Source organism: Mesorhizobium sp. WSM4829 (assembly GCF_055811475.1).
Window position 1 is genome coordinate 1 of sequence record NZ_JBVVQJ010000020.1, and the last position, 17,652, is coordinate 17,652.

The 17,652-nt window shown below is 62.2% G+C and carries 21 protein-coding genes; 19 read left to right on the forward strand and 2 right to left on the reverse strand.

The window, feature by feature from the left end; all coding sequences use genetic code 11:
* Positions 1–235: 235 nt before the first annotated feature.
* Positions 236–655, reverse strand: a complete 420-nt coding sequence (locus tag AC0L17_RS19325; RefSeq protein WP_473517015.1) for a UPF0158 family protein — start codon at positions 653–655, stop codon at positions 236–238.
* A 153-nt stretch (positions 656–808) separates the two neighbouring features.
* Positions 809–2,437, reverse strand: a complete 1,629-nt coding sequence (locus AC0L17_RS19330) for a DNA alkylation response protein (protein WP_023801194.1) — start codon at positions 2,435–2,437, stop codon at positions 809–811.
* Between the two features lie 158 nt (positions 2,438–2,595).
* Between AC0L17_RS19330 and AC0L17_RS19335 the strand changes: the two genes are divergently transcribed.
* From AC0L17_RS19335 to AC0L17_RS19425, 19 genes are all read left to right on the forward strand, one after another.
* Positions 2,596–3,561: an aspartate carbamoyltransferase catalytic subunit gene (locus AC0L17_RS19335; protein WP_128168134.1), complete on the forward strand. Its 966-nt coding sequence runs from the start codon at positions 2,596–2,598 to the stop codon at positions 3,559–3,561.
* Positions 3,558–4,844 carry a dihydroorotase gene (locus AC0L17_RS19340; RefSeq protein WP_473517016.1) on the forward strand — a complete coding sequence of 429 codons (1,287 nt, stop codon included), beginning with the start codon at positions 3,558–3,560 and terminating at the stop codon, positions 4,842–4,844. Before AC0L17_RS19335 ends, AC0L17_RS19340 begins: the two co-directional genes overlap by 4 nt.
* A 146-nt stretch (positions 4,845–4,990) precedes the next feature.
* A complete protein-coding gene (plsY, locus tag AC0L17_RS19345) occupies positions 4,991–5,578 on the forward strand; it encodes a glycerol-3-phosphate 1-O-acyltransferase PlsY (RefSeq protein WP_473517017.1) in 588 nt (195 codons plus the stop codon).
* Positions 5,575–6,699 carry a DNA-processing protein DprA gene (gene dprA / locus AC0L17_RS19350; protein WP_473517018.1) on the forward strand — a complete coding sequence of 375 codons (1,125 nt, stop codon included), beginning with the start codon at positions 5,575–5,577 and terminating at the stop codon, positions 6,697–6,699. Before plsY ends, dprA begins: the two co-directional genes overlap by 4 nt.
* Before the next feature lie 336 nt (positions 6,700–7,035).
* Positions 7,036–8,262 carry a tyrosine-type recombinase/integrase gene (locus AC0L17_RS19355; RefSeq protein WP_473517019.1) on the forward strand — a complete coding sequence of 409 codons (1,227 nt, stop codon included), beginning with the start codon at positions 7,036–7,038 and terminating at the stop codon, positions 8,260–8,262.
* Positions 8,255–8,743, forward strand: a complete 489-nt coding sequence (locus AC0L17_RS19360; protein ID WP_473517020.1) for a hypothetical protein — start codon at positions 8,255–8,257, stop codon at positions 8,741–8,743. Before AC0L17_RS19355 ends, AC0L17_RS19360 begins: the two co-directional genes overlap by 8 nt.
* A gap of 89 nt (positions 8,744–8,832) precedes the next feature.
* A complete protein-coding gene (locus AC0L17_RS19365) occupies positions 8,833–9,039 on the forward strand; it encodes a helix-turn-helix domain-containing protein (RefSeq protein WP_473517021.1) in 207 nt (68 codons plus the stop codon).
* Positions 9,036–9,224, forward strand: coding sequence for a hypothetical protein (locus AC0L17_RS19370; RefSeq protein WP_473517022.1), 189 nt, complete (start codon positions 9,036–9,038; stop codon positions 9,222–9,224). The genes AC0L17_RS19365 and AC0L17_RS19370 overlap by 4 nt, the downstream gene beginning before the upstream one ends.
* Before the next feature lie 199 nt (positions 9,225–9,423).
* Entirely contained in the window at positions 9,424–9,678 is a 255-nt protein-coding gene (locus AC0L17_RS19375) for a hypothetical protein (protein WP_473517023.1), read from the forward strand.
* Positions 9,675–9,851 (forward strand): hypothetical protein, encoded by a 177-nt coding sequence (locus tag AC0L17_RS19380; RefSeq protein WP_473517024.1) that lies wholly within the window; start codon positions 9,675–9,677, stop codon positions 9,849–9,851. The genes AC0L17_RS19375 and AC0L17_RS19380 overlap by 4 nt, the downstream gene beginning before the upstream one ends.
* On the forward strand, positions 9,848–11,233 hold the full coding sequence (locus tag AC0L17_RS19385; RefSeq protein ID WP_473517025.1) for a phage/plasmid primase, P4 family: 1,386 nt from the start codon (positions 9,848–9,850) through the stop codon (positions 11,231–11,233). The genes AC0L17_RS19380 and AC0L17_RS19385 overlap by 4 nt, the downstream gene beginning before the upstream one ends.
* A gap of 328 nt (positions 11,234–11,561) precedes the next feature.
* On the forward strand, positions 11,562–11,939 hold the full coding sequence (locus AC0L17_RS19390) for a hypothetical protein (RefSeq protein ID WP_473517026.1): 378 nt from the start codon (positions 11,562–11,564) through the stop codon (positions 11,937–11,939).
* Positions 11,936–13,390 carry a terminase gene (locus AC0L17_RS19395; RefSeq protein WP_473517027.1) on the forward strand — a complete coding sequence of 485 codons (1,455 nt, stop codon included), beginning with the start codon at positions 11,936–11,938 and terminating at the stop codon, positions 13,388–13,390. The genes AC0L17_RS19390 and AC0L17_RS19395 overlap by 4 nt, the downstream gene beginning before the upstream one ends.
* A 121-nt stretch (positions 13,391–13,511) precedes the next feature.
* The gene (locus tag AC0L17_RS19400; protein ID WP_473517028.1) at positions 13,512–13,706 is read left to right on the forward strand and encodes a hypothetical protein; all 195 of its coding nucleotides are present in this window, start codon (positions 13,512–13,514) and stop codon (positions 13,704–13,706) included.
* A gap of 11 nt (positions 13,707–13,717) precedes the next feature.
* A complete protein-coding gene (locus AC0L17_RS19405) occupies positions 13,718–14,389 on the forward strand; it encodes a hypothetical protein (RefSeq protein ID WP_473517029.1) in 672 nt (223 codons plus the stop codon).
* Positions 14,390–14,392: 3 nt separating this feature from the next.
* Positions 14,393–14,851 carry a hypothetical protein gene (locus AC0L17_RS19410; protein WP_473517030.1) on the forward strand — a complete coding sequence of 153 codons (459 nt, stop codon included), beginning with the start codon at positions 14,393–14,395 and terminating at the stop codon, positions 14,849–14,851.
* A complete protein-coding gene (locus AC0L17_RS19415) occupies positions 14,848–16,032 on the forward strand; it encodes a hypothetical protein (protein ID WP_473517031.1) in 1,185 nt (394 codons plus the stop codon). The genes AC0L17_RS19410 and AC0L17_RS19415 overlap by 4 nt, the downstream gene beginning before the upstream one ends.
* An 11-nt stretch (positions 16,033–16,043) precedes the next feature.
* On the forward strand, positions 16,044–17,201 hold the full coding sequence (locus AC0L17_RS19420) for a hypothetical protein (RefSeq protein ID WP_473517032.1): 1,158 nt from the start codon (positions 16,044–16,046) through the stop codon (positions 17,199–17,201).
* Positions 17,198–17,569, forward strand: a complete 372-nt coding sequence (locus AC0L17_RS19425; protein WP_473517033.1) for a hypothetical protein — start codon at positions 17,198–17,200, stop codon at positions 17,567–17,569. The genes AC0L17_RS19420 and AC0L17_RS19425 overlap by 4 nt, the downstream gene beginning before the upstream one ends.
* The last annotated feature ends 83 nt before the right edge of the window (positions 17,570–17,652 follow it).

Below are 17,652 nucleotides of genomic sequence, written 5' to 3' on the forward strand. Positions count from 1 at the left end.
ACACGATCGATCATCCGAATCATCTCCCTCTCTTCCTTGCCCACGGAATCACCAATCCGATTCTGTGCAAAGCCCTCCTTGTGGGAGAAGGTGGATCGGCGCGCAGCGCCGAGACGGATGAGGGGTGCTGGAAGAAATGAGGCGTGGGCGTTCCCTGGAACACCCCTCATCCGGCCGCTTCGCGGCCACCTTCTCCCACAAGGGGAGAAGGGAGAACCGCGCTTGCCTTCTTACCTCAGCTGCTGACCTTGATGTCATTATCCGCGCACCAGGTCTTCAACGCTTCTTCCGTGGCTTTTTGCTCGAAGTCGTACCATCGATCAACGGCGCCCCTGTGCTCCAAAAGATCCTTGAAGCGGGCATAGGCACCCGCCCGGCTGAAGATCTCCCGAACCTTGTCGAAATCGTCGGGCAGGTGGTGGCGCGCGAAGGACAGCACCAGCGGTTTGCCGAGATCGAGTTCCCGCTTGTCCGGGATGGGGATGTATCTCTCGCTGTCCTCGACGTCGTCAGGCAGTTCTTCAACATCGTCCGCCCAGTCGGAATGCCAGTAGATCTTGCCTGTCTCCTTGCACAGATAGGCCTGATTTTCGCCGGCTCCGCCGGAACTCACGAATTCGAACGCATCCAGAAGCTCGCTGAAATTGACTGCCATTGCCATCTCGCTGCGCATGAGCCTGTCGTCGCCGTGTACAACCCTATCTAATCGGGCGCGAACGTGGGAGTTCCCACAGTCTCAGATTGTTTGCGCCGCGCTCGCAATCATTTAGCGGCGTGACAGACGACGAGAAACCTTGCCGAAGTCGCTTCAGGTGACCGGTGGGTACAGCGTGTCGATGATCATGCGCGCGTCATGGCGTGAATCGAGCATGCCATAGGTGTTGCGCCACTGGCCGGCGAGGCGCGTCTCGACGAAGGCGTCGGCGATCCGCCCTGCCCCCAGCCTGCGAAGCTCCGCCGCCGCCGCCGACAGCGCCAGTTGCTCGGTGAGCAGACGCGCCGAGCCCTCGTCGGTTGCCGCGACCTGCATGGCTGCCTTGAGCACACCGACGGTGCCGCGCCCGCCGGCACCGAGATCGCGATCGATGCCGGCCAGCACCTCCTCGAACAGGCCGGGTGCACGCCCCAGCACGCGCAGCACGTCGAGCGCCATGACGTTGCCGGATCCCTCCCAGATCGCGTTGACCGGAGCTTCGCGATAGTAGCGGGCGAGCGGCGCCTCCTCGACATAGCCATTGCCGCCGAGGCACTCCATCGCCTCATAGAGCAGCGGCGGTGCGATCTTGCAGACCCAGTATTTGACGACCGGCGTCATGGCGCGCGCAAAAGCCGCCTCGCCGCGATCGCCGGCCGCCTCGTCGAAAGAGCGCGCCAGTCGGAATGACAGCGCGGTGGCGGCGGCGACGTCGAGCGCCATGTCGGCCAGCACGCGCTGCATCAGCGGCTGCTCGATCAGATTGGTTCCAAACACCTGGCGGTGACGGGTGTGGTGGACGGCTTCGGCCAGCCCGGCTCGCATGATCGCCGACGAGGCGATCGCGCAGTCGAGCCGGGTCAGCGTCACCATATCCATGATCGTCTTGACGCCTGCCCCGGGCTCGCCGACCATCTCGCCGATGGCATTGACGAACTCGACTTCGGACGAGGCGTTGGAGCGGTTGCCAAGCTTGTCCTTCAGCCGCTGGAAGCGAAAGCCGTTGCCCGAGCCATCGCCGAGAATACGCGGAACGAGAAAGCACGAAAGTCCTTCCGGCGCCTGTCCAAGCACCAGGAACGCATCCGACATCGGCGCCGACATGAACCATTTGTGGCCGGTCAGCCGATAGAAGCTGCTGCCGGCGCGCTCGGCCCTGGTGACATTGGCGCGGACGTCGGTGCCGCCCTGCTTCTCGGTCATGCCCATGCCGAGCGTTAGCCCGGCCTTTTCGACCGGTGGCTTCTGGCTCTGGTCGTATTTGCGTGTCGTCACCCGCGGCGCCCATTCGCGAAACAGTTTTGGGCTTGCCATCAGCGCTGCCAGCGAGGCGCTGGTCATGGTGATGGGACAGAGATGCCCGGTTTCGAGCTGCGCCGTCAGGTAGAAACGGGCGGCCCGCACCTGATGACGGCGGCCGATCTCGGCATCGCCATTTTCCCAGACCGACGAATGCAGCCCATTCGCCACCGACCGGCGCATCAGCGCATGATAGGCTGGATGGAACTCGACCAGATCGATGCGCCGGCCCTGGCGGTCGTGGGTCCTGAGCTTCGGCGTCTCGACATTGGCGAGGCGAGCCAATTCCTGCGCCTCCTGCGTCAGCACGAAACGGCCAAGCCCATCGATATCCTTGCGCACGGGATCGGAAAAACGCTCGGCAAGCTGGATCAGCAACGGATCGCCTCGCCAGGCGTTGCCGCCTGCCAGCGGCGGCGGCTGGTTCGTCACGTCGTCGGTCACACACTGTCCTTATCATCACAAGGCCACGAATCCGAAGCCATCAGCTAGATATATCCCAAGCGTTGCTGCGCGCGCGACGAAAATACCGGGGAGAAAGGCCGCAATCCAAAGCTGGTGCTTGCAGCCAAAGGTCCTCCACCCTATAGCAGCGCCTTGAGATGACCGACGCTTCGTCCCTGCCACTCTATCCCCACCGCCATCTTCTGGGCATCCGCGATCTTTCCCCCGCCGACATCGAGCTTTTGCTGGACAGGGCGGACCGGTCGGTCGCGATCTCGCGGCAGTCGGAGAAGAAGGCCTCGACGCTGCGTGGCCGCACCCAGATCAATCTGTTCTACGAAGCTTCGACCCGTACCCAATCGTCGTTCGAACTGGCCGGAAAACGGCTCGGCGCCGACGTCATGAACATGTCGGTGGCCAGTTCTTCGGTGAAGAAGGGCGAGACGCTGATCGACACGGCGATGACGCTGAACGCCATGCATCCCGACATCCTGATCATCCGCCACCAGTCGGCGGGTGCCGCCGCGCTGCTGGCGCAAAAGGTCGGCTGCTCGGTGATCAATGCCGGCGACGGCGCCCATGAGCACCCGACGCAGGCGCTGCTCGACGCGCTGACCATCCGTCGCGCCAGGGGCCCGCTGTCGAAGCTGATCGTGGCGATCTGCGGCGACATCCTGCATTCGCGCGTTGCGCGTTCCAACATCATGCTGCTCAATGCGCTCGGCGCGCAGGTGCGCGTCGTGGCGCCGTCGACGCTTTTGCCCGCCGGCATCGAGAAAATGGGCGTGATCGTCACCCGTTCGATGGCCGAAGGGCTCAAGGACGCGGATGTGGTGATGATGCTGCGGCTGCAGCGCGAGCGCATGGAAGGCGCCTTCGTGCCTTCGGTGCGTGAGTATTTCCACTATTTCGGCCTAGACGCCGAGAAGCTGAAGGCGGCCAAGGACGGCGCTCTGGTCATGCATCCCGGCCCGATGAACCGCGGCGTTGAGATCGCTTCGGAAATCGCCGACGGTCCGCAGAGCGTCATCCAGGAACAGGTGGAGATGGGTGTTGCCGTGCGCATGGCGGTGATGGAAGCGCTGCTCGATCCCCGCCGCAATTATGAGGGCCGCGGCGCATGAGCACAACGGTGTTCGGCCGGGCCCGCATCGTCGATCCGTCGCGCGGCATTGACGAGGTCGGCTCTGTCATTGTCGAGGGCCGCAAGATCGTCGCTGCCGGCAAGGCGGCCTTGAACCAGGGCGCTCCGCAAGATGCTAACGTCATCGACTGCGCCGGCAAGGCAATCATTCCCGGCCTGATCGATGCGCGCGTCTTCATCGGCGAACCGGGCGGCGAACACCGCGAGACCATCGCTTCGGCCAGCGTGGCGGCGGCGGCCGGCGGCGTCACTTCCATCGTCATGATGCCCGACACCGACCCGGTGATCGACAATGTCGCGCTGGTCGAATTCGTGCTGCGCACCGCCAAGGACACGGCCATCGTCAACATCTTTCCGGCGGCGGCGATCACCAAGGGGCTCGAAGGCCGCGAGATGACCGAATTCGGCCTGCTGCGCGAGGCCGGCGCGATCGCCTTCACCGACGGGCGGCACACCATAGCAAGCGCACTGGTGATGCGCCGCGCGCTGACCTATGCGCGCGATTTCGGCGGCGTGATCGCGCATGAAACCCAGGACGCCGAACTCGCTTCGTCAGGCGTCATGAACGAAGGCCTCTATGCCAGCTGGCTCGGCCTTGCCGGCATTCCGCGCGAGGCCGAGTCCATTCCGCTGGAGCGCGACCTTGCGCTGGCGCGGCTGACTGGCGGCGCCTATCACGCGGCCAAGATTTCGACTGCGATGGCGGCAAACGCGGTAACGAGGGCCAAGGCCGACGGCGCCAAAGTCACAGCAGGCGTCTCGATCCACAATCTGTCGCTCAACGAGAACGATGTCGGCGAATACCGCACCTTCTTCCGGCTGACGCCGCCGTTGCGCGCCGAGGAGGACCGGCTGGCGATGATCGAGGCGGTCAAGGACGGCACCATCGACATCATCGTATCCTCGCACGACCCGCAGGACGTCGACACCAAGCGGCTGCCTTTCGCCGACGCCGCGGCCGGTGCCATCGGACTGGAAACGCTGCTCGGCGCGGCGCTGCGGCTCTACCACAATGGCGATATGGCGCTGCTCAGGTTGGTTGAGACGTTGTCCACTGCGCCGGCAAGACTGTTCGGCCTGCCCGGCGGCACGCTGAAGCCGGGTGCGGTCGCCGACCTTGCGCTGGTCGATCTCGACGAGCCATGGATCGTCAGCGAAAGCGGCATCCGTTCGCGCTCGAAAAACACCTGTTTCGAAGGCGCTCGGCTGCAGGGCAAGGTCTTGCAAACGATGGTGGCGGGCCGCACAGTGTTTTCAGCCTAATGCATGTCGCGCAAAAGCATGCCCTCGGACCTGACCCGAGGGTGCGCAGCGGTTTTGCGATTACGACATGCATAAGAGAACAACCTAAAACGCGTCGCATGAGGCCGGTCAAACGCGACGCGCTTTAGGGCATATCCGGGGGAACAATGGCTTACGGCATCGTCTTGGCGCTGGTGTTCGGCTATCTGCTCGGCTCGATCCCGTTCGGCCTCCTGATCACCCGTGCCGCTGGCCTTGGCGACGTCCGCAACATCGGCTCCGGCAATATCGGCGCCACCAATGTGCTGCGCACCGGCAACAAGGGCCTGGCTGCCGCCACGCTGCTGCTCGACGCGCTGAAAGGCACGGCGGCGGTTCTGATCGCCGGTTACTTTGCCCCGGAGCTCGGGCTCTGGGCCGGCCTCGGCGCCTTTTTCGGCCATCTCTTCCCGGTCTGGCTCGGTTTAAAGGGCGGCAAGGGGGTCGCCACCTATCTCGGCGTGCTGATCGCTCTTGCCTGGCAGGTGGCGCTGATCTTTGCCGTCGTCTGGCTGGCCATGGCTTTCCTGTTCCGCTACTCCTCGCTGGCGGCGCTGACGGCAGCAATCGTCGTGCCGACCGCGCTCTATGTCCTCAGCACGCCCGAGATTGCCGGGCTGTTCGCGCTAATGAGCCTGATCGTCATCATAAAACACCGGGCCAACATTACCCGGCTGCTGGCCGGCACCGAGAACAAGATCGGAGCCAGGGAGTGAGCCAGCGCGCCGCCGGGACGCGGCTCAGCGACCGGCAGCGGTTGAGCTGGCTTCGTTTGATCCGCACGCCGAATGTCGGTGCGGCCACCTTTCGCGACCTGATCAACCGTTTTGGCTCGGCCGAGACGGCGCTCGAGATGCTGCCCGAGCTGATGGTTTCGGGCGGCGCCAGAAAGGCCGTCCGCATCCCGACGGTGGCCGAGGCCGAGGCGGAACTGGAGACCGCACGGCGCGCCGGCGCCCGCTTCGTCGGCATTGGCGAGGCCGACTATCCGCCGCTGATGAGAAGCATGGACCATCCGCCGCCGCTGCTCGCGGTCAAGGGCGAAGGTGCGGTGTTCCGGCTGCCGGCGGTCGCCATAGTCGGCGCCCGCAACGCCTCGCTGGCCGGCATCAAGATGGCGCGGACGCTCGCCGCCGAACTCGGCCGCGACGGCTTCGGCATCGTCTCCGGCCTGGCGCGCGGCATCGACACGGCAGCACATCAGGGCAGCCTTGCGTCAGGCACGATCGGTGTGCTGGCCGGCGGCCTCGACCTGCCCTACCCGCCCGAAAATGCCGCATTGTGCAACGAGATTGCCGAGCGCGGCGGTGCCATCATTTCAGAGATGCCGTTCGGCTGGCAGCCGCGCGCCCAGGATTTTCCACGCCGCAACCGCCTTGTCGCCGGTGCGGCATTGGGGCTGGTCGTGGTCGAGGCGGCGCTGCGCTCCGGCTCGCTGATCAGCGCCAGGCTTGCCGGCGAGATGGGCCGGCTGGTCTTCGCCGTCCCCGGCTCGCCGCTCGATCCGCGCGCCGCCGGCGCCAACGCCTTGCTCAAGGACGGCGCCACCCTGGTCACCGAGGCATCGGACATTACCGGTGCGATCGCGCCGCTGGTCGGCAAACTGGCGCCAAGGACGCCGCTGCTCGAAGAGCCGCCCGACTTTTCGGCAACGCCGCCACCCGGCGAAGGCGACCGCGCCCGCGTCATCGAAGCGCTCGGCCCAACGCCGGTGGCGATCGACGAAATCATCCGCCACACCGGCCTGCATCCCGCCCAGGTTTTCATGGTGCTGCTGGAACTCGACCTAGCCGGCCGGCTGGAGCGCCACGCCGGCGGCAATGTCTCGCTGGTGTGATCGAGACGATTCCTGAGAGAACCTGGCTCGACGCCGCTGGAAAACCCAAGGCGTCACGAAGCATCTCGCTTTAGATCGGGAACAGGAACGCTAACCTGTTGATTTTCAGGGAAAAAATGGTGAGCGCGCAGGGATTCGAACCCTGGACCTACTGATTAAAAGTTCATTTTCGCCCATTTCGGCAAGCCCTTGCTTTCGTTTGATATTATGCCGTGTCCGCACATAAGTTGTTGATTCAAAAGGGACACTCTTTGACAAATCAGGACACTGTGAGACAATCACCGCACATGAACAACCGTCGATGTGACGGACACAGTGCGGACACAGGAGCCTGCCGTGAAACTCTCGGACGCCACCATCAAGTCGCTGGAGAAACCCGCCAGCGGGAACAAGATCACCTATGACGACGACATAAAAGGGTTCGGCATCCGGGTCACTGCCGCCGGCGCCAAGGCGTTCATCCTGAATTATCGCACCCGCTCCGGCCTGGAGCGCCGCTACACGATCGGCTCATTCTCTGACTGGAAGTGTGCGGCGGCACGGGAGGAAGCGAAAGATCTGAAAAGGCGCATCGACGTGGGCTTCGACCCAATGGGCGAGCTTAAGTCGGCAAGGGACGCGAAGACGGTTGCCGACTTATGCGACCGCTTCGAAAAGGAGCACCTCACCAAGAAGCGGGATTCGACCTCTCGCGATTACAAGGCGCTGATCAAGAACCACATCCTGCCGGCCCTCAAAAACAAGAAGGTGGCCGAGGTGGAGTTCACGGACATCGACGGCCTGCACCGGAAGATTTCGAAGCATGCGCCCTATCTGGCCAACAGAACGGTCGCCGTTCTCTCAAAGATGTTTGGGCTCGCCATCAAGTGGAAGTGGCGCACTGACAACCCTGCCAAGGGGATCGAGCGAAACGACGAGCAGAAGCGCCACCGCTATCTGTCCCCGGCCGAACTTGCGAAGCTGACAGAGGCACTGATCGCGCTTGAGGATCAACAGGCAGCGAACATCTTCCGACTCCTGCTGCTCACCGGCTCGCGCCGTGGCGAGGTACAGGCGGCGAAATGGGAACAGTTCGATCTTGCTGCTGGCGTCTGGACGAAGCCGGGATCAACCACGAAACAGAAGACCATGCACCGGGTACCCCTGTCGGCCCCTGCCCGGCTCTTGCTCAAAGATCTTCGGGACAAGGCCAAGCCGGATGCGATCTACGTATTCCCTGGCCGTGGCGCTGATCACCGCGTCGAGATCAAGAACGAATGGCGGGAAGTCTGCATCGCCGCCGGCATCGTGGAAACCGAGATCTCCGGTGAAAAGGTGTTGGTGAAGCCATCAGCCCGGATTCACGACCTTCGCCACACCTATGCCTCTGTGCTGGCCAGCGCTGGCCTTTCCCTGCCTATCATCGGCGCACTGCTAGGACACTCACAGCCGGCCACCACGGCCCGCTACAGCCATTTGATGGATGACCCTCTGCGACAGGCCACCGAGCGCGCCGGATCGATCGTAATGGCCAAGGACAAGGGCGCCGAAGTCGTCGAACTGCATGGTGGCGCAAATGTCTGAATGGGTACCATTCAAACGAGCTGCCGACATTGTACGCGAACGGCGCAAATTGGCGTCGCTTCGTGAGGCCGAGGACCTGCTTGAAGAAGCCGTGAGGTTTGGCGACGTCGAAGTGCACGGCTCTATCAGAAACAACAACAGCCTTAGGAGGACGGTGATGGCGCTAGACTATGTGCCCGACCTTGGCCCCGAAAGCTACAACCGCCATGTCCGCGACTTCCGCAAAATCGAGCTTGGTTCGCTGAACCACTGGCTGCAGAGTTTCCCAGGTGGCCAAGTGGCGGTGGCGAAGTCTGCCCGGCTCAACCATCGACATCCTATGGAGAGAGAAGCGGCCAAAGCCGTGCTGCGCACATTGTCAGAGAACAGTCTGAGAGGCAAAAGATTGGCCCTTCTGGACGAAGTGAATCAGGCGCTCAAAGCAGAAGGTAAGCCACCGGTGAGCAAGGACACGCTGAGGCGGGCCATCGAGGAGATTTGACGCAGAACCTTCTGCGCCTTCTGCCCCCTCTTATGCGCTGAAAATATCGTCAGATTGGGTGTCGTTCCATCACTTTGGAAGGACACCAAATGACAAAGATCCTCGATGAATATCTCACCCGCGACCAGCTTGCGGCTGAGCTTAACGTAACCTCCCGGACCCTATGCCGCTGGCAGGAAATGCCGGATGGGATTCCTCACGTCCAGGTCGGTGGCCGCATCCTTTACCGGATCGCCAGCATCAAGGCATGGCTGGAATCTCGCGAACGCACTCCAAACAAGCGGAGGGCGGCATGACGACCACCGACCAGAAAACGAGCGATGCCGTTGCCTTTGCTGGAGAATGGTATTCGCAGACCAGCCGCGAACAGATCGCCCAGCCAATCGTTCCCTTGTTGAGGCGCAAATTCGGCTTGACGGTCAACGAAGCCGTCGAGGCTGTTCGCATCGCCTCCGTTCTGAGGGGTCAGCGCGCAGCATGAGGGCATCAGAAAAGCGAAAGCCGGCCGCGTATCTGGCGCGAACCGGCCTTCAGGAAATGTCACGCTTGGCGGCTGATGACGTTTTGGAAAATAACCATAATCCGGTTTATTTTCAAGCAAAACGATTGCAGTCCCGATTTGACCTGTCGTGGCCTCTGGCCAGTGTCGTGGCTGATCTTGCCTACGGGCGGGCGCCCGCATGAATGAACCCATTCCTGGCCCTGTTATCGCCGCCGTCCGCGTGGCGCGTGCATGCCTGCTCGACGCGCAGTTCCGCTTGGACGACCGCGGCTATTCCTGCCGGCTTCTGGACGGCCTCCAAGACGGCGCCGCGACCCTCCTCGCCGAGTGGGCGGGCAGGGAGAGGCCGAACCCGGCGCCAGACGTGCCGGCCTGGATCGCAGACGCGGCGGCCTCTTGGCGCAACGAGCGAGACAGGAGATCGAGGCGATGAGCGATCTCCGACCTGATCCCGTGGACGATGCCGCGATTTGGGCAACAGCGCATTGGTGGACAGCGGCGCGGCCGCTGCTGCCGGTGCTCGTGCGCAAATTCAAGATTTCAAAAGACGAGGCGATGCAGGCCATTCGCGCGGCCTCCGATGCAATTGCGAGGCGGCCTTCATGATGGACGCAGTAAACGGATGGGACCGGGACGAGCTACCGGCCTGGGAAACGAAACCTCGCCCGCCTTCCTTCACCGACGAGGCGCTGGCAATGCGATTTGCGGAGCACCATGCGGACAATCTGCGGTTCGTCGCAGCCTGGGGCAAGTGGCTTAACTGGGTTGGCACGCACTGGCGGCTCGACGACACGCTTCTTGCCTTCGATCTCGCCCGGGCGGTTTGCCGTGAGGCGGCTGCCGAGTGCAACAAGGAAAAGATCGCCGCCGTCCTGGCCAGCGCGAAAACCGTTGCGGCGGTCGAACGGCTGGCAAAGGCCGACCGCAGGCTGGCCGCGACCGTCGACCAGTGGGATACGGACCCTTGGCTGCTCAACACACCCGGCGGTGTCATTGACCTCAAGACAGGCAGGGCCAGCCCGCACGATCCCGATCTCCATCTGACGAAGATGGCAGCGGTTGCTCCGGGCGGCTCGTGTCCGACCTGGCTTGCCTTCCTCGATCGCGTGACGGCCGGCGACAAGGAATTGCAGGCTTTCATGCAGCGCATGTTCGGCTATGCCCTGACAGGCGACACTTCGGCACATGCGCTGTTCTTCCTGTTTGGGACGGGCGCCAACGGCAAGAGCGTCGCTATCGACACCATTGCCGGAATACTGGCCGACTATCACCGCACTGCCCCTATCGAAACCTTCACGGCCTCGACGACGGAACGGCATCCAACCGAACTTGCCAGCCTTCGCGGATCTCGCCTCGTTTCAGCGGTCGAAACAGAGGAAGGGAGACGTTGGGCGGAAAGCAGGATCAAGGCCCTCACCGGCGGCGACAAGATAGCCGCGCGCTTTATGCGACAGGACTATTTCGAGTTCGCGCCGCAGTTCAAGCTGATCATCGCGGGCAACCACAAGCCCGGCCTTCGCTCCGTCGACGAGGCCATTCGCCGCCGCTTCCACCTTGTGCCCTTCACCGTCACGATCCCGCCCGAGGAACGAGACCTGAACCTACGGGACAAGCTGAAAGCCGAGTGGCCGGGAATCCTGCAATGGTTGATTGATGGCTGTCTGTCGTGGCAGCAGATCGGCCTGTGCCCGCCCAAAGCGGTTGTCGACGCCACCGCGGCTTATCTGGATGCAGAGGACGCTCTTTCCGCATGGGTTGACGAGTGCTGCCAACGCGACGCTAACGCGTGGACGCCTTCGAACGATCTGTTTGCATCATGGAAGGCATGGGCCGACCAGCAAAGCGAATTCGCGGGTTCGGCAAAGCGCTTCACTCAAAACCTGGAGACACGAGGTTTCAATATGCTGCGCAAGCACAATGGCCGAGGTTTCCAAGGCATTGCTATCGACCGTTCCGATGAACCGCAGTCCCATTGGAGCGACCGATAATGGCGAGCGTGACAGATGTGACGGCAAATCCGGTTATCACCGTTATGCGCGCGCGCGCGACGCCTATAAGCAGAGCAAGCGTCATAAGTGTCACGGAACCCACTTTCCATCTTCATTGCAGCCGGATGTTTTTCTGCCGGCCCGTTCATCCCCTGCCCTCTTTTTGCTCCTCCAGCGCGCCCTCTGAAAAGATATGAAACTGATGTGTTATCAGTAGACAATACACGACAAGTACTTTGATTTAGTTTGCTTTTACGTCATTTCAATCCGATTGTGTCCGCACAGTGTCCAGCATTGAGGCAGAGAATTGGCCCTAGACGCAGCAGAGATGGAAGGCGAATCCCCCGCGAAAGGTGGCGGAAAGGTGCGGCTTAAAACGCTGGACGATCTGGACCGGCGCACGACCGCGGCCCGCGTGGTGTTCGAACTGCGTGACAGCCTGGCGGCCGATCTTGGCGGCAAGCCCAATCTCAGCGTCATGAAGCTGGAGCTAATCGACAACGTGGCCTGTCTCGGCGCCATGCTGAAGGATGCCGCTGCCAACTATCTCGAAGGCAAGCCTATCGACATCAACGAGTTCATGAGCTTGACCAATGCCCAGCGGCGGCTCCTGGCCGATCTGGGCCTTGAGCGCCGGGCACTGAAAGACATCACACCATCGCTGCGTGACTACGCCGCCACCCAATATGCAGGGGCGGCATCGTGAGCCTCGAAAACATCACCATCGACAGGGCGTTGCGCGATCCGAACTTGCTTGGCGCTGCACTCGGCACGTCGCCAACATGGGACACTTGGATTGCGGTCCTTCGCGCCGCCTTCGCCCTTCCCATGACTGAATCCGACCTTGCCACGTTCAAGCAGGTTGCCGGGGCCAGGGACGTGCCCGAGAAGCGCGTCCGCGAGCTTTGGGCGATCGTAGGCAGGCGAAGCGGCAAATCGCGCATGGCCGCCGCTACAGCCGCCTACATGGCAGCGTTCGGCATTGACCATTCGAAGCTTAGCCCCGGCGAAGTGGGCACGGTCCTGGTGTTAGCCGCCTCAAAGGCGCAGGCGAACGCTGTCTTTCGCTACATTCTTGCCTTCTTCGAGAGCAGCCCGATCCTCTCCGGCCTGATCGAGACCACGACGAGCGACGAGATCCGGCTTGCCGGCAACATCGCCATCGCTGTGCATTCGAGCAGCTACCGGACAGTCAGAGGCCGGAGCCTGGTGGCGTGCATTTTTGACGAGGTGGCGTTTTGGAGGGATGAAAGCAGCAGCGCGCCCGACGTCGAAACCTTCAGAGCCGTCATCCCGGCGTTGTCCACGACGGGCGGCCTGTTGGTCGGCATCAGCAGCCCGTATCGGCAAGCTGGCCTACTCTACAGCAAGTTTCAGGATGGCTATGGGCAGAACGTCGCCAATGTCCTCGTCGTCAAGGCGCCAACAGCCACGTTCAATCCGACCATCGATCACACAATCATCGAACAGGCGCACCGGGAAGACCCGGAAAGCGCGTCTGCCGAATGGGATGCCGAGTTTCGAGGCGACTTGTCGAACTATATCGACCGTCGCGTTGTCGAGGCGTGCATCGAGCCCGGAGTTTTCGAGCGCGGCTACGTTCGCGACTACCGCTACACCGCCTTTTGTGACCCGAGTTCAGGTGCAAGCGACAGCATGACGCTGGCGATCAGTCACCGCGAGGGCGCCCGGGCTGTCCTGGACTGTCTGCGCGAGGTCAAGGCGCCATTCAGCCCGACCGATGTTGTCGACGAATTTAGCAAGGTGCTGCGGATGTACCAATGCACTTCCGTGAAGGGCGATGCATATGCCGTCGGCTGGGTGAAGGAAGCATTCGACAAGGTCGGCATCCGCTATGTGCCTTCCGAGCGCAACCGGAGCGAGCTCTATTTGGACGCGTTGCCCGCACTGATGGGCCGCTCTGCCGTCCTGCTCGATAACCCGCGCCTAGTCGGCCAGATTTCCCAGCTTGAGCGCCGCACGATGCGTTCCGGGCGCGATGCGGTCGACCACATGCGCGGTATGTCCGACGATCTCGCCAACGCCGCACTAGGTGCCATCGTCAATGCGCCGAACGCGGGAGCCGCCAAGCGGACCTACTACTACGGCCCGCGCCCTCAACCGACCTTTTCCGATCCACTCGCCGACTACCGATAAAGGAGATCGCCATGTCCGGAAAGAGCACCAACTCAGCGCCCGCCAACGCGAGAAAGTTGCGCGCCGCCCAGAAAGCCGCCGTTGCCAAGGCGAAGGCTCGCACCGCGAAAGGAGCCCGGAAATGACCACGATTGGCGATGTATTCGGGCCTGATGGCCGCGAGCGTTCGAACCCGTTTGTTCGCGGCGAAGACGGCAAGATCAAGAGCCTGTCGGCGATCACCGCGATTGCCCGCGAGAATCCGCGCCGGGCGATCGAGCTGTGCAAGGCCGCCGGTGAAAATCTGGACGCCTGGTTCCCGACCAACCCGAAATGAGGAAAAGACCGATGGCAACTATGCAACTTTCTACGCACTCTGAAGCACTTCACGCCGCCCGCACCTCCGGCGAGTACGCCGCGGTGATTTCCGCGCTCGACAGCGACCTCAACGCGGCCATCACTCGCAAGGCCGAACTGGAGAAGGCCGAAGACAAGGCGATTTTCGGCGATGGCAACCTTGCCGAGGTTCGCGCGTCGATCGCGGACTGCAATGCTGAGATCGAACTCATCGAGAAGGCCATCGAGGGCGCGGAAACACGCCGCGCCAAGGCTGCTCAAGACGAGGCCGCAATCGATATCGAGGCGCTTGGCAAGGATGCGAAAGCCAAGGCCGCCGACCTCTCGAAGCGTTGGAAAAAGGTTTATGGCCTCATCGAGCAGGCCCGGGCCGAACTGTTCGAGTGCGATGCTCTCAGGCGGTCCTTGATCGGCACCGATGGCGAGTTTGAGAAGGCCAGACGCCCTGATCTGCGCATCAACCTCACAACCCTTCGCCGTGAGGCGATGGCCGGCCCGCGGGCGTCTATCCCGGCACGACTGAGCCGCCCTGCAATCCAGGCTGACACGCTGCTGTTGTCGTTTCTAAGCCTCGGCGGACCACTCGACGGCCGAGCCGGCGTTCGCGCTCAAATCAAGGGTGTCACGTCCAACGCCGACTATCGGCACCAAGCTGGAGATTGATCGATGCAGGCCTATGGCTTCCAGTTCTGCGGCAACTGCCTTGGCGCCGTCATTCCGAACGGCAGCGATGTCGAGGTCGATCCCACGCTGGAGATTCGGCCGCTGGATGTGGTTGCCGTGCTACTCGATCCCGATGCAGGCGGGGCCTTTGCCGGGTTCATCAACGGCATGGGCGCCGGCGGCTTCCTTGGCGTCTGCAAAATCTACCTCGGCTCGCACGTCTCGCGACATGGTGAGACCGTCCACCTAGTCGCGCAGCTCAACCCGCCGGTGATTTCGCCGATCCCAGCAAGCGCGATCAAGGCAATGCACCGATGCGCCGAAACCGGAATCCTCGCTAACAAGGCCGCCTTCACAGATGAGGATCTGGCGGCATTTGAACTGCTGGTTCCGTTCGTCACCGCAGCCGAAGCACGAGCCCCGATCAATCCTGCCTGGCAGCCCAAGGAGTACCAGCAATGACGGTGCATCCGCTCCAGCTTGTGGGAGGTATGACCATTTCGGCCATTCCGGACATGGCCAAAGTCGTCTTCAGCCATGGCCTCACCAGCACTTTCAGGGATGGTTTCATCCCAATGGTGCGGAATTTTCGCACCTTCAAGCTGGCCGCTCAGGAAGTGAAGGACGCGGGCACGGCACTTGATATGGTGCTCGATAGCCGGGCAATGGCCATCTACGACATCACGGACGATTTCGGGCGCCACACAGCGTTCGAACGAGGCCTGTCCTCGCTCTCAACCCGGTTCGGCATCGTCTCGCTTATGGCGCCCTGGAATGCGGCCCTGAAGCAGTTCTCCGGCCTGATCACCATGACGAACATCATGCGCGCCTCTCAGCGCGTCGCCGAAGGTAAAGGCACCGCGAGGGACATCCGCAATCTCGCATCCTCGGGCATCGATGCCGATCTCGCCGGCCGCATCGTCAAACAGTATGCCGAACACGGTGACGAACAGAACGGCATCCTGTTCGCCAAGGCCGGTGACTGGACCGATGAAGGCGCTCGTGACGCCTTCAGGACTGCTGTGGTGCGCGAAGTCGACCGCACCATCGTCACCCCGGGGCAAGATCGCCCGCTCTGGATGAGCACCGAACTTGGAAAGACCGTGGGCCAGTTCAAGTCATTTTCGATCTCGAGCATGCAGAAGACGATGCTCGCAGGCTTCCAGCAGCGGGATGCAGCAACCCTTAATGGCGTGGTGCTCTCGCTCGGCTTGGGCGCCGTGACCTATTGGGCAAAGGAAACGATCGCCGGTCGCGAGACTTCCGAAGATCCAAAGGTTTGGGCTGTCGAGGCGCTGGACTGGTCAGGCCTCACCGGCTGGCTGATGGATGCCAATGGTGGCATTGAGAAGGCCACGCGGGGCACCCTGGGCCTGTCGATGATCACCGGCAAGCCGATTTCCAGATATGCGACCCGGAACGCTCCTGGCGCTCTGCTCGGCCCGACACTCGACGCCGCGTCCGACATCTTCCAGGCAACGGGCGCGCTTGCCGCGGGCGACTTCAAGCAGAGTGACCTTCACACCGTCCGCCAGTTGATCCCGACGCAAAACCTTTTCTGGCTACGCACGCTGTTCGACAGGGTGGAGGCTGCCACCGGCGACGCCTTGGGCCTCCCAGACACTGCACAGGCAAAAAGATAGGGAGCCATTTCATGGCCCGACCAGCTACCGCTGCGGTGAGACTCCTGACGGGAGAGCGTGAGCCTGTCCGCCTTGCCACGACCGGCCCGATCTGGGTCGAAGCCGGCGGCTTGCTGACGATCGATGGCGTCGTGACAGCCGTTGGCGATCGCGTGCTTGTGAAGGATCAGACCGACGCGACGCAGAACGGCATCTATACCGTAAGCGAAGGCGAATGGTTCCGTGCCGCCGATGCCCGCACCGCCCGCACCCTGCAGAAGGGCACGACGGTTCGCGCCCAGATTGGGGCGGTCAATGCCGACCGGATGTTTATATTTGCGACCGATGAGCCGGTGATTGGCAATGACGATATTTCCGTTACCTTCGATGCGACGGACCATTCCAGCTACGTCACGCTGACCGGCCCGCAGACTCTCACCGACAAGACGCTGACCAGCCCGACCGTTAATGGCGGTACGATTGCATCCGCCACGCTGACCCTGAAGCAGGGCGCAGCTCCTACCCCGACCGCTGAAGGTGATATCCAGTGGGATCCTGACGACAATCGAATAGTGGTTGGCGATGGCGCAGCCCAAGCTGTTTTTGCCAAGGGACCGGCGACGACCGTTGACAACACTGTCCCGCGCTTTGACGGCACAAAGGGCGCAACCCAGACTTCGGGCGCCACGATCGATGACAGCGACAAGGTAACCGCTTCAGGCGGCTTTTATGTCGGCTCGGCTCGTGTCGGCGGCACTCCTGATGCAGTTATGGAGGATCAGAAGTCGTCCGGGACAGGAGGCGGAACGCCGGTCGCCACGACATGGACAACGCATGCTCTCAACACCGAAGTTCGCGACCCGTCAGGCCTCGTGTCGATCTCCTCCGACCAGTTCACACCGACCGTTGATGGTTGGGTCGAATGGGAGATTAGATCCTATACCGTCGGCAGTTTCGGCTCACGCCTGCAAAACATCACCGATGGCACGACCGCCGGGATGGGTATGCTGGGTAACGGAAACAACGGGCCAAGCTCAGGTGCGACATCGACAGGCAGTGCGGCGGTCGTCGCCAGCAAGGCCTTTGCGATCCAATACTACGCCTCGGTCGCCGTCGCGAACGGCCTTGGCCTGGCTCTTTCGCAGGGAACAGAAGTCTACGCCCGGGTGAAATTCTGGAGGACGACATGAAATACGCTCGCATCATTGACGGCGTGGTGGATTCGATTTCGTTCGAAGGCGGCCCAGAGCCGGGATGGACAAAGGTTCCCGACGATGTTTTCGCCGGCTTTTCATTCGATGGTAAGAAATTCACCGGCCCAGAGCCAACGCCGCCGCCTCGTAAGACAGTTCTGAAATCGCTTGTGCAGGCGAGGATAATCGACGCTGGCAAGATGCCCGATGCCTACGCCGCCTTGACGCAAAACGCGGTCTATTTCGCCCGCTGGTTTGCTCCCGATCGACCCGAGGTCTACTGCGACGACCCGGACGCCATCCTGCTCGTCACGGCTCTTGGCCTCGACCCTGACGCGATTCTCGCTCCTATCGAGGCCAGATAAAGATTCCTAGCGGGTGTGTTTCTCAAGCGGAACTTTAGTAAATCCTAATGATTGTCTGTGACCAGCGGTTACGACCTCCGTTG

Excerpts from the sequence above, each read along its gene's own strand:
- AC0L17_RS19325 (WP_473517015.1), bottom strand. The coding sequence starts at position 655 with ATGGCAGTCAATTTCAGCGAGCTTCTGGATGCGTTCGAATTCGTGAGT.
- AC0L17_RS19335 (WP_128168134.1), top strand. The coding sequence starts at position 2,596 with ATGACCGACGCTTCGTCCCTGCCACTCTATCCCCACCGCCATCTTCTG.
- AC0L17_RS19340 (WP_473517016.1), top strand. The coding sequence starts at position 3,558 with ATGAGCACAACGGTGTTCGGCCGGGCCCGCATCGTCGATCCGTCGCGC.
- plsY (WP_473517017.1), top strand. The coding sequence starts at position 4,991 with ATGGCTTACGGCATCGTCTTGGCGCTGGTGTTCGGCTATCTGCTCGGC.
- AC0L17_RS19360 (WP_473517020.1), top strand. The coding sequence starts at position 8,255 with ATGTCTGAATGGGTACCATTCAAACGAGCTGCCGACATTGTACGCGAA.
- AC0L17_RS19365 (WP_473517021.1), top strand. The coding sequence starts at position 8,833 with ATGACAAAGATCCTCGATGAATATCTCACCCGCGACCAGCTTGCGGCT.
- AC0L17_RS19370 (WP_473517022.1), top strand. The coding sequence starts at position 9,036 with ATGACGACCACCGACCAGAAAACGAGCGATGCCGTTGCCTTTGCTGGA.
- AC0L17_RS19375 (WP_473517023.1), top strand. The coding sequence starts at position 9,424 with ATGAATGAACCCATTCCTGGCCCTGTTATCGCCGCCGTCCGCGTGGCG.
- AC0L17_RS19380 (WP_473517024.1), top strand. The coding sequence starts at position 9,675 with ATGAGCGATCTCCGACCTGATCCCGTGGACGATGCCGCGATTTGGGCA.
- AC0L17_RS19385 (WP_473517025.1), top strand. The coding sequence starts at position 9,848 with ATGATGGACGCAGTAAACGGATGGGACCGGGACGAGCTACCGGCCTGG.
- AC0L17_RS19390 (WP_473517026.1), top strand. The coding sequence starts at position 11,562 with ATGGAAGGCGAATCCCCCGCGAAAGGTGGCGGAAAGGTGCGGCTTAAA.
- AC0L17_RS19400 (WP_473517028.1), top strand. The coding sequence starts at position 13,512 with ATGACCACGATTGGCGATGTATTCGGGCCTGATGGCCGCGAGCGTTCG.
- AC0L17_RS19405 (WP_473517029.1), top strand. The coding sequence starts at position 13,718 with ATGGCAACTATGCAACTTTCTACGCACTCTGAAGCACTTCACGCCGCC.
- AC0L17_RS19410 (WP_473517030.1), top strand. The coding sequence starts at position 14,393 with ATGCAGGCCTATGGCTTCCAGTTCTGCGGCAACTGCCTTGGCGCCGTC.
- AC0L17_RS19415 (WP_473517031.1), top strand. The coding sequence starts at position 14,848 with ATGACGGTGCATCCGCTCCAGCTTGTGGGAGGTATGACCATTTCGGCC.
- AC0L17_RS19420 (WP_473517032.1), top strand. The coding sequence starts at position 16,044 with ATGGCCCGACCAGCTACCGCTGCGGTGAGACTCCTGACGGGAGAGCGT.
- AC0L17_RS19425 (WP_473517033.1), top strand. The coding sequence starts at position 17,198 with ATGAAATACGCTCGCATCATTGACGGCGTGGTGGATTCGATTTCGTTC.